Here is a 15539-nt window from a genome sequence, read left to right as displayed (position 1 = left end):
AACCCCCACCGGCTTCGGGCGAGAGGGTCGGCGCCGCGGCGAGCGCCGCGACGTCGGCCCTCCGCCGCAGCCGGCCCGTCCCGGGAATCGACGCCCACACCGCGAGCGCGAGCAGGCCGTCGACGACGAGCGCGAGCGCCGCGACGAGGATCGCGCCCACCAGGACGCGGTCGTAGCTGTAGAGCGCGAGGCCGTCGAAGATGTAGCGGCCCAGGCCGCCGAGATTCACGTAGGCGGCGACGGTCGCGGTCGCGATCACCTGCAGGAAGGCGTTGCGGAGTCCGCCGAGGACGAGCGGGAGCGAGTTCGGGATCTCGACACGGGTGAGCACCTGCCGCTCGGTCATCCCCATCGCCCGGGCCGCGTCGACCACCTGCGCGTCGACGTTTGCGACGCCAGCGTACGTGCCGGCGAGGATCGGCGGTATCGCCAGGATCACGAGCGCGAGAACGGGAGCCGTGAGACCGAGCCCCATGAGCAGGACGAGGAAGGTCAGCAGACCGAGGGTGGGCAGCGAGCGCATCGCGTTGACGATGCCGACCACGACGACCTCGCCGCGGCGGCGATGCCCCACGAGCAGGCCGAGCGGAATCGCGATCGCGGCGGCCACCACGACGGTGAGCGTGCTGTACCAGAGGTGCTCGACGATGCGCGCCCCGATCCCTGCCGAACCCGACCAGTTCGCGGGATCGGTGAGGTACGCCCAGGCCTGCGAGAAGATGCTCATGTGCGTGCCCCTTCCGCGCGGCGCCACGGCGTCAGGACACGTGTCAGCAGATACAGAAGTGCGTCGATCGCGAGCGCCAGCACGACGATCGCGATGATGCCGGCGAGAATCTGATCGGGATAGTCGCGCTGGTAGCCCCGCGTGAACAGGACGCCGAGGCCCCCGATCCCGATGAGCGACCCGACCGAGACGAGGGAGATGTTCGTGACGGCGACGACGCGGACGTTCGCCGAGAGCACCGGAAGCGCGAGCGGCAGATCGACCGTGAGCACCCTGCGCAACCACGAGTAACCCATCGCGTTCGCCGAGTCGACGACCTGCGCGGGAACGGAATCGAGCGCTTCCGGGACGGCGCGCACGAGCAGCGCCGTCGAATACACCGACAGCGCGATCACGACGTTGAGCGGATCGAGGATCTCGAGTCCGACGATCGACGGGATCGTCACGAACAGCGCGAGCGAGGGGATCGTGAACGCGATCCCCGCGAGCACGAACGTGCCGCGCCGCAGCCACGATGTCCCGCGGATCAGCGCGCCGACGGGGATCGACAGGACGAGACCGACGAGCAGGGGCACGAGCGAGAGATACAGATGCGTGCGCGTCAGCGAGACGACCTCGTCGAAGTTGTCGATGGGCCAGCGCACGGTCAGCGCTCCGCTTCGCCGAACTCGGTGCGCTCGCGCGTGGCGTCCTCGGACCGCCGTTGGTCCGAGAGGCCCGCGAGCACCTCCGTCCCCAGGACCCCGCCGCGCACCACGCCGTCCGCGTCCACCGCGACACCGATGCCCGACGGCGACGAGATGGCCGCGTCCAGTGCCTGCCGCAGATCGGCGCCGAGCGGGAAGAGCGACCCTCCCGCGGCGATCGCGGCCGACACCGCGCTGCCGCCACGCACCTTCGCGACACCCGCGGCGTCGACCCAGCCCAGCGGACGTCCGTCGTCGCTCACGACGAGCGCCCAGCCGCTCTCGCCGAGCGTCGCTTCGCCCACCGACTCGGTGGTCACGGTGCGGATCTCGTGGATCGGGACGTCGGAGGCCGACCGGAACGACAGCCCGCGATAGCCGCGATCGCGGCCGACGAACTCCGCCACGAAATCGTCTGCGGGCGAGGCCAGCACGACATCCGGTGCGTCGTACTGGCGCAACCGGCCACCGGGGCCGAAAACCGCGATGCGATCACCGAGAGTGACGGCCTCGTCGATGTCGTGCGTCACGAACACGATCGTCTTGCGCAGTTCGCTCTGCAGCCGCCGCATCTCGGTCTGGAGTTCCTCGCGGACCACGGGATCGACGGCGCTGAACGGCTCGTCCATGAGCAGGATCGGCGGGTCCGCCGCGAGCGCGCGTGCGACGCCGACGCGCTGCTGCTGACCGCCCGAGAGCTGCGCCGGATAGCGATTCGCGAGCGACGCGCCGAGGCCGACGCGCTCGAGTACCCCCAGCGCCGTGCGGCGGGCACTGCGTCGCGAATCCCCGCTCAGGACAGGGACGGTCGCGACGTTGTCGAGCACGGTGCGGTGGGGCAGCAGGCCGCCGTTCTGGATGACGTATCCCATGCCGAGGCGCAGTCGTGTCGCATCGAGTCCGGCGACGTCGCGGCCGTCGACCCGGACCGTGCCCGAGGTCGGCGTCACCATGCGGTTGATCATTCGCATCGCCGTCGTCTTGCCACCGCCGGACGGGCCGACGAACACCGTGAACGACTCGGCGGGAATGTCGAGCGTGAGGTCGTCGACGGCCACGACGCCGCCGTCGAACTCCTTGGTGGCGTGCTCGAACGAGATCATCGCTGCTCCGGACGGCTCCGTCCGTTCGTCGCGCGTCACGACACCGGCTGGTCGAGTCCCTGGTCCGCGACCCACTGCCGCGCGGCGGCCTCGGGCTCGACCTTCGCGTCGCCCGAGACCTCGTCGCCCAGTTCGGTGAGTTCCTCCGTCGTGAGCTTCGCCGACACGGCGTCGAGGACCTCCTCGAGTTCGTCCGAGTCCTTCGCGGCGCGGATCACGGGAATCACGTTCTGCGCGGGGAAGTTGTTCTCCGGATCCTCGAGCACGACGAAGTCGTTCGCGGCGATCGCGGGAGACGTCGTGAAGATGTTCGCGGCGAGGACCTGGCCCGAGCGCAGCGCTTCGACGGTGGCAGGTCCGCCGCCGTCGCCGATGGGCACGAAGTTGTCGGGCGAGACGACGAGGCCGTACTTCTCCTCGAGGCCGGGCAGCCCCACAGGACGTTCCGCGAACTCCGCGGGCGCACCGAAGGTCACGTCGTCGGAATGCGGTGCGAGGTCGGCGATCGTCGTGAGATTCCAGCGTTCGGCGGTCTCGCGCGTCACCACGACGGCGTCCTTGTTCTCCGCCGGCGCGGGAGCCGCCGTGACGAGCTCGTCGCCCAGAGCGGCAGGCAGCGCGGCATCGACGTCCGTGGCGGCGGTCGCCGTCGCCGACGGGTCGAGGTAGCGCAGCAGATTGCCGGTGTAGTCCGGGACGACGTCGATCGAGCCGTCGCGCAGCGCGGGGACGTAGGCCTCGCGCGAACCGATGTTGAGCCGGGTCGTGACGTCGAAACCGTTGGCGCGCAAGGCCTCGGCATAGATGTTCGCGACCGTCTCGGACTCGGGGAAGTTCGCCGATCCGACGATCACGGCGTTCGCGTCGTCGCCCGAGCCCTCACCGCCACCCGTCAGCGGATCGCCGCCGCCGCAGGCCGCGAGAGCCGCCGCAGCGACGACGCCCGCAACGACCGCGAGCGAGCGGCGTGAGCGGCGAGAGACAGGAGAGTGGGTCGTGCGCATGGACGCGTCCTTCCACCGGAAGAGGGTAGTGCGGCTCCGAGAGGCGGTGCGGTTCGTTGCCGTCGATCGATCAGTGTAACGATAGAAGCGCTGCCTCCGGGGTTTCGAACACACACGATTCGAACCCCGGGGACGAGGGCGGCCACGGAAGGCTGAAGGAGGCGAACCCGTGATCTCACTGCGTCCCGCCCGCGCCGTCGCCGCTGCGATCGCGACGGTCGGTGTCGTCGCCGGATGCGGCGCGCCCGCCGCGAACCTCGGCCCCGCCGACGCGGAGGCCGTCACGGTGACGATCGGCGTCGACGACACCCCCGAGGGCGCAGTGCTCGCGCACCTGTACGGGGCGGCACTGCGCGATGCCCACGCCGATGTCACCGTCGTCGGCGATCTCGACGTCGCCGCGGTCGACGCGCTGCTCGCGGGCGAGGTCGACATCGCGGCCGGATTCTCGGGTTCGCTGCTCGCGCGGGTGGCCCCTCGCTCCGAGGCGCGGTCGGCGGACGACGTCTTCGACGCGCTCAGCCGCGCTCTGCCCGCCGGGATCGCGCCCGGCGACGTCGCGACGGCGGCGGAGAACCGTCGCGTCCTCGTGGTGGGGGAGCCGGGTGCCGAGACGATCGAGGATTTCGCGCCGCAGTGTGCGGGCGTGCGTCTCGACCCCGACGCGGCATGGGAGAACGCGCCGGGACCCGACGCACTCGGTGAGGCAGGCTGCGTGTTCGGCGTCGATCCCGCGCTTCCCGCCGTCACCGGAAGCACCACGCTCGCAGCCGATTCGGCAGCGTCGCTCGCCGATCCCGAGCACGTCTTCGCGGCGCAGAATCCCGTCGCGCTCTACCGCTCGCAGTCGCTCTCACGAACGGCGACACGCGGTCTCGACGTCGTCGCGGGAGAGTTGACGACGACGGACCTGGCCGACATGGTCGGCCAGGTCCGCGGCGGTGCCGATCCCGGCGAGATCGCACGTGCGTGGATCGACGGGCAGCGTTGAGTGCAGAGCCTCAGCGCTGCGACTTGGGCATGAAGCGCGGCACGACGGTCGCGACGACGCGCTGGTAGGACGACCCGACGAGTCGCACCCATGCATCGAGGAACCGCGCGTCCGCCCCGATGAGGATGCGCGCCTTGTTCTTTCGCACGCCGTTCGTGATGGTGCGCGCGGCGTCCTCGGCCGACGTGCGGGCGAGCCGCTTGTCGAAGAACTCGGCGATCGAGGCGAGGTCCTCGTCGGGTCCGGTCACCGCGTTGCGGGCGATGGCCGTCTTGATCCCGCCGGGATGGACGCACGAGACCCGCACCGGGTGCTTCGCGACGAGCATCTCCTGCCGCAGCGCCTCGGTGAAGCCCCGAACGGCGAACTTCGCTGCGTTGTAGGCACTCTGCCCGGGGATCGCGAGCAGGCCGAACAGGCTCGACGTGTTGACGATGTGCCCGTCGCCCGACGCGATGACGTACGGCAGGAAGGCCTTCGTGCCGTTGACGACGCCGTAGAAGTCGACGTCGACCACGCGCTCGAAGTCCTTGAACTCCGCCTTCTCGAACGACCCGTGGTACGCGATGCCGGCGTTGTTGTAGACCTGGTTGACCTTGCCGAAGTGCTCGGCGATCGTCTTGGCGTACTCGAGCACCGCCTCGCGCTGCGTGACGTCGAGATGATCGGAGCGCACCTCGGCGCCCAGCGCCTCGACCTGCGCGACGGTCTCGGCGAGCCCGACGGTGTTCATGTCGGACAGCGCGAGTTTCGCGCCGCGCCGGGCCAGGTCGAGCGCGAGAGCGCGGCCGATACCGGAACCGGCTCCCGTGACGACCGCGACGCGGCCCGCGAACTCGCTCATCGTGCCGCCGCCTTCTCGTCGCCGGCAGCGGCGTTCGCCGCGGGCTTCGCCTTCGCCTTCGTGGCGGTCGCCTTCGCTGCGGGAGCCGCAGCCAGTTCCTTGCGGGAGACCGTGTCGTACGCGATGAGGTCGAACTTCTTGGTCTCGTCGCGGAACTGGAAGGTGAAGCCCGGCCACAGCGTGGTGTTGTTGCCGTGCTCGTCGAGGTACCAACTCGCGCATCCGCCGTTCATCCACACACTCGACGACAGCGCGGACTGGAGGTCGGCGTTGTAGCGGTCCTGCACGTCGCGGCGAACCTCGACGGTGCCGATGTCGTAGCGGTCGATCGCGCGCATCGCGTCGACGACGTAGTTGATCTGCGACTCGATCATGTAGACCATCGAGCTGTGGCCGAGGCCGGTGTTCGGTCCGACGAGGAAGAACATGTTCGGGTAGCCCGAAACGGTGGTTCCCTTGTATCCCTGCTGGCCGATCTTCGCGAACGTCTCCGACAGCGGAACGCCGTCGCGACCGTAGATGTGCTCGAACGTCGGCGAGTCGGTGACGTGGAAGCCGGTCGCGACGATGATCGCGTCGACCTCGCGGCGCGTGCCGTCCTTGGCGACGACGGCGTTCGCGGTGACCTCGTCGATGCCGTCGGTCACGACGTCGACGTTCGGCTGCGACAGGGCAGGGAAGTAGTTGTTCGAGATCAGCATGCGCTTGCAGCCGATCCGGAAGTTCGGCGTGACCTTGCCGCGCAGCACCGGATCGGAGATCTGCCGGCGCAGATGGGCCTTCGCGAGCCATTCGATCGGCTTCATGAACACCGGGGCCTTCGCGAGGCCGACGACCTGGGTCTCGCGCGTCGCGTAGACACCGAGGCGGGCGAGCTTCTGGAAGCCCGGGACGTTCTTGTACGCGAAGCGCTCGGCGGCGGTGTACTCGCGGTCGACGCGGGGGAGGACCCACGGCGCGGTCCGCTGGTAGACGTCGAGCCGGCTCGCGATCTTCGCGACCTGCGGCACGATCTGGATGGCGGAGGCACCGGTGCCGATCACGGCGACGCGCTTGCCGGCGAGGTCGGAGTCGTGGTCCCAGCGCGCCGAGTGGAAGATCTGGCCCTCGAACGAGCCGATGCCCTTGATGTCCGGCAGTGCTGGTTCGCAGAGCGCGCCGACGGCACTGACGACGAAGCGGGCCGAGAAGTCGCCCTTGCTCGTCTGGATCTTCCAGCGGTGCGCGGACTCGTCCCAGCGGACCGACTGGACGTCGCAGCCGAAGACGTGCTTGTCGCGGATCTTGTACTTGTCGGCGACAGACTGGATGTAGCGCTGGATCTCGGGCTGTGGCGAGAACGAGCGGCTCCACTGCTTGTTGGGAGCGAAGGAGTAGGAGTACAGCTGCGACGGGACGTCGCACGCGGCACCCGGGTACGTGTTGTCGCGCCACGTGCCGCCCACGTCGTCGCCGCGCTCGAGCACGACGAAGTCGGTTCGGCCCGCCTGGCTCAGCCGGATGGCCGCTCCCAGACCGGCGAACCCGCTGCCGATGACGACGATTCCGACTTCGCGCGTGCCCTCGGCTACGGCGGAAGTATCTGTGACTTGCGGACTCATGTAAGCCACCATAAGCGCCGAGTGTGACCCAGTCAATAGCTTGTTGACATTCTGTCAGTAGGTTGTTGATAGATGGTCAACAGTGGGCGGTTTCGCTAGGGTCGGGGCATGGAGGTCGGCAAACGCACACGTCTCGATCCCGAGCAACGTCGCGCGCAGCTTCTCGACCAGGGCGTTCGCATACTCGCCGAGCAGGGGCTCGACGGCGTGACAGTCGAAGGCATCGCAGAACGCGCGGGGGTCTCACGCGCCCTCGTCTTCCACTATTTCGCGTCGGCGGACGATCTTCGCCTCGCGGTCGTGAGCGAAGCGAGTGCGGCGCTCCTCGCGCGAACCGACCCCGACCGGGTGGCGCCCGCCGAGGGCGGCGACGACCTCGCCGGCGTGCTGCGTGCCGTCATCGACTCGTACGTCGACTACGCGACGGAGAACCGCTGGATCTACGTGTCCCTGCTGCGCGGCAAGGCCAGCGGCGATCCCGCGATGGCGGCGCTGTTCGAGGAGACACGCTCGGCGATGGTGCGGCAGGCTCTCGCCCGCCTCCCCAGCGGCTACTCCGTCACGCCGGACGCGGTGCCGCCCGCCCTCGAACTCGCTGTGCGCGGCTGGATCGCCTTCGTCGAGGAAGCGACGATCACGTGGCTGCGCGAACCGCGCATCACCCGCGACGAACTCGTCACGCTCGAGGTCGCGGCCCTCCCGGGCCTGCTCATGGCCGTCGCTCCCGACGTCGCGCTCGAACTCGCCGCGGCGTCGCTGCCCGGCGGCGGCTGACCGCCCCCCCCGAACGCGACTCGGGCCGCCTCCCCGAAGGGAAGCGGCCCGAGTGGGTCGTACTGCGAGGCGTCGGTCAGCCGAACGCCTCGTCGATGATCTCCTGCTGCTCGACGGCGTGAACCTTGCTCGAGCCCGAGGACGGCGCCGACATCGACCGGCGCGAGATCCGCTTGACGTTCTTCAGCGGGTCGGGGACGAGCTCCGGCAGTGCGAGACCGAAGAACGGCCACGCACCCTGGTTCGCCGGCTCCTCCTGGACCCAGCAGAACTCGTTCGCGTTCGGGTAGCGATCGAGCGTCTCCTTGAGACGACGGCTCGGCACCGGGTACAGCTGCTCGACGCGGACGATCGCGATGTCCTCACGACCCTCCTTCGCCTTGCGGGCTGCGAGCTCCCAGTAGAGCTTGCCGCTCACGAGCAGCACACGCCGGACCTTGTCGCGGTCGCCCTCGTTCTTCTCGTACGCGGGCTCCTCGAACACCGAACGGAACTTGCCGGTCGTGAAGTCCTCGACGTCGCTGACCGCCGCCTTGTTGCGCAGCATCGACTTGGGCGTGAACACCACGAGTGGGCGCCGCACGCCGTCGAGCGAATGCCGACGCAGCAGGTGGAAGTAGCTCGCGGGCGTCGACGGCACGGCGACCGTCATCGAGCCCTCGGCGCACAGCTGCAGCCAGCGCTCGATACGTCCCGACGTGTGGTCCGGGCCCTGGCCCTCGTGGCCGTGCGGCAGCAGCAGCACGACGTCGGAGAGCTGGCCCCACTTCGCCTCACCCGAGCTGATGAACTCGTCGATGATCGACTGCGCGCCGTTGACGAAGTCGCCGAACTGCGCCTCCCACAGGACCAGCGCGTCGGGGTTGCCGACGGAGTAGCCGTACTCGAAGCCGACGGCCGCGAACTCGGAGAGCGCGGAGTCGTAGACCATGAACTTGCCCTGGTCCTCGCCGAGGCTCTGCAGCGGCGTGTACTCCTCGCCCGTCTTGCGGTCGATGAGCACCGAGTGACGCTGGGTGAAGGTGCCACGTCGCGAGTCCTGACCGGACAGGCGGACGGTGCGCCCCTCGTCGACGAGCGACCCGAACGCCAGCAGCTCCGCGAACGCCCAGTCGATCTTGCCCTCGCGCGACATCTCGTGGCGCTTCTCGACGACCGGCTTGACACGCGGGTGGATCGTGAAGCCCTCGGGGACGTTGACGAACGCGTCGCCGATCTTCTCGAGGACCGACTTGTCGACGGCCGTCGTGAGCTTGGTCGGCAGCGGCTGATCCATCTCGACGGACGGCGACGGCTCGGGCTGGTACTTCTCGAGCTCGCGCACCTCGTTGAAGACACGCTCGAGCTGGCCCTGATAGTCGCGCAGGGCGTCCTCGGCCTCCTTCATCGAGATGTCGCCGCGGCCGATGAGGGCCTCGGTGTAGCTCTTCCGGACGCTGCGCTTGGTGTCGATGATGTCGTACATCAGCGGCTGCGTCATCGACGGATCGTCGCCCTCGTTGTGGCCACGACGGCGGTAGCAGATCATGTCGATGACGACGTCCTTGCCGAACTTCTCGCGGAAGTCGACGGCGAGCTGCGCGACCCACACACAGGCCTCGGGGTCGTCGCCGTTCACGTGGAAGATCGGTGCGCCGATCATCTTCGCGACGTCGGTCGAGTACTCCGAGGAGCGTGAGTGCTCGGGCGCCGTCGTGAAGCCGACCTGGTTGTTGACGACGATGTGCACGGTGCCGCCGGTGCGGTAGCCGCGCAGCAGCGCGAGGTTGAGGGTCTCGGCGACCACGCCCTGACCGGCGAACGCGGCGTCGCCGTGGAGCATGAGCGGCAGGACGGTGAAGCCGTCCTCACCCTTGTCGAGGATGTCCTGCTTCGCGCGCACGAGGCCCTCGAGCACGGGATCCACTGCCTCGAGGTGAGACGGGTTCGCCGTGAGCGACACCTTGATGTCGTTGTCGCCGAACATCTGGATGTAGGTGCCGTCGGCGCCGAGGTGGTACTTCACGTCGCCGGAGCCGTGGGCGGCCGCCGGGTTCATGTTGCCCTCGAACTCGGTGAAGATCTTCGAGTAGGGCTTGCCGACGATGTTCGCGAGAACGTTGAGCCGGCCACGGTGCGGCATGCCGATGACGACCTCGTCGAGCCCGTGCTCGGCGGCCTGGTCGATCACGGAGTCCATCATCGGGATGACGGACTCGGAGCCTTCGAGCGAGAAGCGCTTCTGCCCGACGTACTTGGTCTGCAGGAACGTCTCGAACGCCTCGGCGGCGTTGAGCTTGCTCAGGATGTACTTCTGCTGCGCGACCGTCGGCTTGACGTGCGGAGCCTCGACGTGCTCCTGGATCCACTGCTGCTGCTCGGGCTCGAGGATGTGCGTGTACTCGACACCGACGTGGCGGCAGTACGCGTCCCGCAGCACCGCGAGGACGTCGCGGAGCTTCATCTTCTCGCGGCCCTGGAACCCGCCGACCTTGAACTCGCGGTCGAGGTCCCACAGCGTCAGATCGTGCGTCGTGACGTCGAGATCCGGGTGGCTCTTGAACTTGTCCTTGACGAACTGCAGCGGGTCGGTGTCCGCCATGAGGTGACCGCGGTTGCGGTACGCGGCGATGAGCTCGAGCACGCGGGTGCTCTTGTCGATCGCGCCCTCGGGGACGTCCTTGCGCCAGCGGACCGGCTCGTACGGGATCTCGAGCGAGTGGAAGATCTCGTCGTAGAACTCGTCGCTGAGCAGGAGGTGATGGATGGTCCGCAGGAAGTCGCCGGACTCCGCACCCTGGATGATGCGGTGGTCGTAGGTCGACGTGAGCGTCATGAGCTTGCCGACGCCCATCTCGGCGATCTTCTCGTCGCTCGCACCCTGGAACTCGGCGGGGTACTCCATCGCGCCGGCACCGATGATCGCGCCCTGGCCCTTGGTCAGGCGGGGCACGGAATGCACCGTGCCGAGGCCGCCCGGGTTCGTGAGCGAGATGGTGACGCCCGAGAAGTCGTCGGCGGTGAGCTTGCCGTCGCGGGCACGCCGGACGATGTCCTCGTACGCCGCGACGAACTGCGTGAAGCTCATCGTCTCGGTGTTCTTGATCGCGGCGACGACGAGCGATCGGCTGCCGTCCTTACCTGCGAGGTCGATCGCGAGACCGAGGTTCACGTGCGGCGGGGTCACGGCGTTCGGCTTGCCGTCGACGATCTCGTAGTGGCGATTCATGTTCGGGAACTTCGCGACCGCCTGGACGATCGCGTAGCCGAGCACGTGCGTGAAGGAGACCTTGCCGCCGCGCGTGCGCGCGAGGTGGTTGTTCACCACGATGCGGTTGTCGAACATGAGCTTGGCCGGGATCGCGCGCACGCTCGTGGCGGTCGGGATCTCGAGGGAGGCGTCCATGTTCTTCGCGATGGCAGCAGCCGCACCGCGCAGAACCTTCTTCTCCGCCTTCGCGGGAGCTTCGTCCTTCGAGGACTCGGCGCTCTTCGCGGTCGCGGAGGGCTTGCCGCCCTTCGCGGGCGCGGCGTCCTTCGCGGGCTTCGCCGATGCGGAGGCGGCGCTCGGCTTGACCTGCTCGGACTTCGAGGGCTGGGTCTTCTCGGGCTGAGGCTTCGCAGCGGCGGGCTTCGCGGCAGCGGGCTTCGCTGCCGTGGTGGAGGCGGATGCACCGTTGCCGTTGCCGTTGCCGTTGCGTGACCCGCCGGTCGTGGATCGCGTCGTGGTGGTGACCGAGCCGTTCTCGCGGCCGTTACCCGAGGCGCCGTTGGTGGCGCCTTCCGAGGCGGCTTCGGGAGAGTAGTCGGCGAGGAACTCGTGCCAACTTTCGTCGACGGATGATGGATCCTTCTGGAATCGCTGGTACATTTCGTCGACCAGCCACTGATTTTGTCCGAACTGGGATGTCGAGCTGCTGCTCACGGCAGGTGTTCGCCTCATTTCTGTTCTGGTACCCGGTCAGAGCGCCTGGTCGTGAGCCTAACCTGCGAGTGTGAGGCGCATTTTTCCCCTCCCGCGTTTGTGATGTGGCTCACGTGCGTGCGATGGGTTCACCATCTGGGACGGTGTCCGACCCGTGATTATTCCCTTCTTGTTCGCCCGCCGCATCCCACAAACGTGAGTAGTGACCTCCCGCGTGCCGCAATTCGGCGTGAGGTCCGCGCTCGACGACGGCGCCGTCGTCCACCACGACGACCAGATCCGCGCGCGCCGCGGTCGCGAGCCGGTGCGCGACGACCACCGACGTCCGCGCTCGCGTGACGCGCCGGCTCGCGTCGAGCACCATCCGTTCCGTCGCGGGATCGAGCGTCGCCGTCGCCTCGTCGAGCAGCAGCAGATCGGGGTCCACGAGTTCGGCGCGCGCGAGCGCCACCAGCTGACGCTGCCCCGCCGAGAGGCCGCGGCCGCGCTCGCCGATGGGGTGGAGCATGCCGCCGCGCAGCGACGCGATCGTGCCGAGCGCCCCGACGGCGTCGGCGGCGGCCTCGATCTCGGCGCGCGAGGCGTCCGGCCGCCCGAACGCGATGTTGCTCGCGACAGTGCCGGTGAACAGGTGCGCCTCCTGCGGGACCACGCCGAGCCGATGCCGGTAGGACGACAGCGCGTACTCGCGCAGGTCGACGCGGACGGCGCCGGTCGTCGGATCGTAGAACCGCGCGAGCAGCTTGACGATCGTGGACTTGCCCGCGCCTGTCCGGCCGACGAGGGCGACCGTCGTGCCCGCCGGGATCTGCAGATCGACGTCACGCAGCGCGTCCGACTCGGCGCCCGAGTAGCGGAAGCCCACGTCGTCCAGCCGTACCTCGCCGCGCAGATGCCCCGAGATCGGAATCGGATGCGCCGACGCCGCGGACTCGATCGAACTCGGTGTCCGCAGCAGCTCACCGATCCGCCGCAGGCCCACCCGCGCCTGCTGGTACCCGTCGAACACCTGCGAGAGCTGCTGGACGGGCACGAACAGCAGCCCGAGATAGAGGACGAACGCCGCGAGGACACCCGGAGAGGTCGTGCCCGTCGCGACGCCGCGCGCACCGACGAGGACGACGGCGGCCAGCGCGAGATCGGACAGGAACGCGATGAACGGGAAGTACACCGAGATCGCCTGCTGCGACCGCATCCGCGACCGGCGGTAGGCGTCGGCACGATCGGTGAACCGCGCCGCCGAGACCGCTTCGCGCCGGTACGCCTGCGCCGCGCGCAGGCCGGCGATGTTCTCCTGGAAGTCCGCGTTGACCGTCGAGATCCGTTCACGCGACGTCGCGTACGCGGCCGACGACACACGGCGGAAGATCAGCGTCGCGACGACGAGCGGGGCGAGCGCGGCGAGCGCGACGGCGGCGAGCGTCGCATCGGTCGCGATCAGTGCCACGGTGATGCCGCCGAGCGTCACGACGGCGACGACCGCCGTCGACATCCCCGTCTGGATGAACGACGACAACGCGTCCACGTCGGTCGTCATGCGCGTCATGATGCGGCCCGAGAGTTCACGCTCGTAGTAGTCGAGGCCGAGGCGCTGCAGATGCGCGAAACTCCGGATGCGGAGCCCGAACAGCACGGTCTCGCCGGCCTTCGCGGTGAGCACCGTCATGACGGCGACGACGATCCAGTCGGTGACGACGAGCGCTGCGCCCGCGGCGCTGGCCCACCACAACGCCGACTGCTCGCCAGCGTCGACGCCGCGGTCGATCGCGACGCGCACGAGCGACGGGAAGGCGATGTTGGTGAGCGAGTCGAACGCGAGGCACGCGACGACAGCCGCGAGAATCCACCGGACGGGCCGCAGCGTGCGCAGGAACCGGAACTGCGGATCGGGTCGTCGCAGCGCGGTGCTCTCGCCGCGCGGGCGGTCCGAGGCGGGTGGCAGCCGTGCGACCTCCCGTTCGAGTTCGGGGGTCACGGCGATCGCGCTCATCGCGCCGCCGCCTCCACCGGGCCCACCGCCCGCGACGGGCCGCGCGAGCGTCGTGCGCCCGCTCGGCTCGGCGGTGTCGGCGGTGTCGTCGCCCCGCGGCCACAGTTCGCCGACGATCGCGGTCTCGGCGGGCTCCGCGTCGGCGTTCACCGGTCCCGTGTCCTCGCTCCCGGCGCCCGGATCGGCGTCGTAACGCACCTCGCCCGCGTCCGGGGACTGGAAGAGCGCGCGAAACCGTGGCGACCGCGCCTCGAGTTCCGCGACGGTCCCGATGTCGGTGACCCGGCCGTCGTCGAGCACGGCGACCCGATCGGCGAGCGCGAGCGTGGACCGGCGATGCGCCAGCACGAGCGCGGTGTTGCGGCGATCGGCGCGCAGTGCGGCGTAGATCGTCGCCTCGGTCGCGGCGTCGACGGCCGAGGTCGCGTCGTCGAGTACGAGCACCCGTGAGTCGACGAGCAGCGCGCGGGCGAGTGCGATGCGCTGGCGCTGCCCGCCCGAGAGCGTCAGCCCGCGTTCCCCGACGACGGTGTCGTAGCCGTCCGGCAGCGCCGAGACGAACTCGTCGGCAGCGGCGCGGTGCGCGGCGTCACGGATCTCGTCGATCGTCGCGTCCGGCCGACCGAGCGCGATGTTCGCCGCGATCGTGTCGGAGAAGAGGAACGGATCGTCGAAGACGAGCGTGACCGCCGACCGCACATCCGACGCGCGCGCCGCCGCGAGGTCCACGTCGCCGCGATCGGAGGTGAGCAGCACGGCGCCCGAGTCGGGCGCGTAGAACCGTCCGGCGAGCAGCGAGAGCGCGGTCTTGCCCGAGCCGGGTGCGCCGACGACGGCGACGCTCTCGCCCGGCGCGATCGCGAGATCGAGACCGGACAGCACGTCGCGGCCCGGCTCGAAACCGAAGCGGACGTCGCGGAAGTCGAGGCCGAGCGGGCCGTCGGGAAGCGCGGCGGGATCGGCGGGATCGGCGATGTCGGGTTCGGTGTCGACGACGTCGTACACGCGCTCGACGGCGGCCCGCGAGAGCTGCGCCATGACGACGACCTGCGTCAGTGTCCGGGTGAGGGCGGCCATCGTCGTCACGTACGTCGCGAACGCGATGAACGTTCCGATGGTGATCTGCCCGTGCAGCGCCAGGTATCCGCCGAGCACGATGACGGCGACGAGACCCAACTGGGGGAGCGCCGACATCGTGGGTGCGAACCGCGAGTTCAGCCGCGCCGACCGCAACCGCTCGCCGTAGAGCCGCCGGCTGTGGTCCTCGAGGATGTCGACGGCGCGCCGTTCCTGGCCGAATCCCTTGACGACGCGCACGCCCGTCACCGACTCCTCGACGTGCTGGGCGAGATCGGCGGCCCGCTGCTGCGCCGACCACGTCGCGGCGAACAATCGCGGCCGCATCGTGCGCACGACGAGCCACACGAGCGGGACGACGGCGAGCGCTGCGACGGTGAGCAGCGGCGAGAGCCACAGCATGATGCCGATCGCGAGAACGAACTGGAGCAGCGCGCCCGCCGAGAGCGGGACCATCGCGAGCAGTCCCTGAACGAGCTGGAGGTCGGTGATCGACCGGGAGACGACCTGGCCCGTGCTCACGCGGTCCTGGCCTCGGCCGTCGAGTCTCTGCAGGGCGATGAGCAGTGCGAGCCGCAGATCGTGCTGGACGTCGATCGAGAGCTTGCCCGCGAGGATGCGGCGGCCGTACTGGCACGCGAACCGCACGCACGCGAGCAGGGCGATGATCGCCGCGACCGATCCGATCACCGACAGCGGTTCGCCGTTCATCGCGGCGTCCACGGCCTGCTTGGTGAGGAGCGGAAACGAGATGTCGATCGCGGCGGCGACGACCGTGACGGCGAGCGCGCCGATCGCGACGCGGGGATGCTGCATGCACTGCGCCCACAGCCGGCGA

General features: G+C 69.4%; 10 protein-coding genes. 2 read left to right on the top strand and 8 right to left on the bottom strand.

Annotated features, from left to right (window positions below):
- From RR1_RS10460 to RR1_RS10445, 4 genes are all read right to left on the bottom strand, one after another.
- Positions 1-727 (bottom strand): ABC transporter permease (locus RR1_RS10460; protein ID WP_081634108.1); only part of this gene is annotated, 727 nt, incomplete at its 3' end.
- Positions 724-1371 carry an ABC transporter permease gene (locus RR1_RS10455; protein ID WP_010837396.1) on the bottom strand — a complete coding sequence of 216 codons (648 nt, stop codon included), beginning with the start codon at positions 1369-1371 and terminating at the stop codon, positions 724-726. The genes RR1_RS10460 and RR1_RS10455, both read right to left, overlap by 4 nt.
- A 2-nt stretch (positions 1372-1373) precedes the next feature.
- Positions 1374-2516, bottom strand: coding sequence for an ABC transporter ATP-binding protein (locus tag RR1_RS10450; RefSeq protein WP_010837395.1), 1143 nt, complete (start codon positions 2514-2516; stop codon positions 1374-1376).
- A 35-nt stretch (positions 2517-2551) separates the two neighbouring features.
- Complete coding sequence (locus tag RR1_RS10445; protein WP_010837394.1) at positions 2552-3520, bottom strand: ABC transporter substrate-binding protein; 969 nt, start codon at positions 3518-3520, stop codon at positions 2552-2554.
- A gap of 169 nt (positions 3521-3689) precedes the next feature.
- On the opposite strand from RR1_RS10445, the gene RR1_RS10440 reads away from it, so the two are divergent.
- Positions 3690-4511 (top strand): glycine betaine ABC transporter substrate-binding protein, encoded by an 822-nt coding sequence (locus tag RR1_RS10440; protein WP_010837393.1) that lies wholly within the window; start codon positions 3690-3692, stop codon positions 4509-4511.
- A 10-nt stretch (positions 4512-4521) separates the two neighbouring features.
- Here RR1_RS10440 and RR1_RS10435 read toward each other — a convergent pair whose 3' ends face one another.
- Together RR1_RS10435 and RR1_RS10430 are read right to left on the bottom strand one after the other, a co-directional pair.
- Entirely contained in the window at positions 4522-5355 is an 834-nt protein-coding gene (locus tag RR1_RS10435) for an SDR family NAD(P)-dependent oxidoreductase (protein ID WP_010837392.1), read from the bottom strand.
- A complete protein-coding gene (locus RR1_RS10430; protein ID WP_051111087.1) occupies positions 5352-6956 on the bottom strand; it encodes a flavin-containing monooxygenase in 1605 nt (534 codons plus the stop codon). Before RR1_RS10430 ends, RR1_RS10435 begins: the two co-directional genes overlap by 4 nt.
- 108 nt (positions 6957-7064) lie before the next feature.
- On the opposite strand from RR1_RS10430, the gene RR1_RS10425 reads away from it, so the two are divergent.
- Complete coding sequence (locus tag RR1_RS10425) at positions 7065-7730, top strand: TetR/AcrR family transcriptional regulator (protein ID WP_010837390.1); 666 nt, start codon at positions 7065-7067, stop codon at positions 7728-7730.
- Between the two features lie 76 nt (positions 7731-7806).
- Here RR1_RS10425 and RR1_RS10420 read toward each other — a convergent pair whose 3' ends face one another.
- The gene (locus RR1_RS10420; RefSeq protein WP_040772476.1) at positions 7807-11580 is read right to left on the bottom strand and encodes a multifunctional oxoglutarate decarboxylase/oxoglutarate dehydrogenase thiamine pyrophosphate-binding subunit/dihydrolipoyllysine-residue succinyltransferase subunit; all 3774 of its coding nucleotides are present in this window, start codon (positions 11578-11580) and stop codon (positions 7807-7809) included.
- 163 nt (positions 11581-11743) lie between these two features.
- Positions 11744-15517, bottom strand: a complete 3774-nt coding sequence (locus tag RR1_RS10415; RefSeq protein WP_010837388.1) for an ABC transporter ATP-binding protein — start codon at positions 15515-15517, stop codon at positions 11744-11746.
- Between the last annotated feature and the right edge of the window lie 22 nt (positions 15518-15539).

Source organism: Rhodococcus rhodnii NBRC 100604, from assembly GCF_001894925.1.
GTDB classification, from domain to species: Bacteria; Actinomycetota; Actinomycetes; order Mycobacteriales; family Mycobacteriaceae; genus Rhodococcus_F; species Rhodococcus_F rhodnii.
The sequence above is the reverse complement of the archived record's forward strand: the minus strand, read 5'-3'. Positions and strand labels throughout refer to the sequence as shown.

Bases quoted from the DNA above. Each gene is read 5' to 3' on its own strand.
- RR1_RS10425 (WP_010837390.1), top strand. From the start codon at position 7,065: ATGGAGGTCGGCAAACGCACACGTCTCGATCCCGAGCAACGTCGCGCG.
- RR1_RS10445 (WP_010837394.1), bottom strand. From the start codon at position 3,520: ATGCGCACGACCCACTCTCCTGTCTCTCGCCGCTCACGCCGCTCGCTC.
- RR1_RS10435 (WP_010837392.1), bottom strand. From the start codon at position 5,355: ATGAGCGAGTTCGCGGGCCGCGTCGCGGTCGTCACGGGAGCCGGTTCC.
- RR1_RS10430 (WP_051111087.1), bottom strand. From the start codon at position 6,956: ATGAGTCCGCAAGTCACAGATACTTCCGCCGTAGCCGAGGGCACGCGC.
- RR1_RS10415 (WP_010837388.1), bottom strand. From the start codon at position 15,517: ATGCAGCATCCCCGCGTCGCGATCGGCGCGCTCGCCGTCACGGTCGTC.
- RR1_RS10450 (WP_010837395.1), bottom strand. From the start codon at position 2,516: ATGATCTCGTTCGAGCACGCCACCAAGGAGTTCGACGGCGGCGTCGTG.
- RR1_RS10420 (WP_040772476.1), bottom strand. From the start codon at position 11,580: ATGTACCAGCGATTCCAGAAGGATCCATCATCCGTCGACGAAAGTTGG.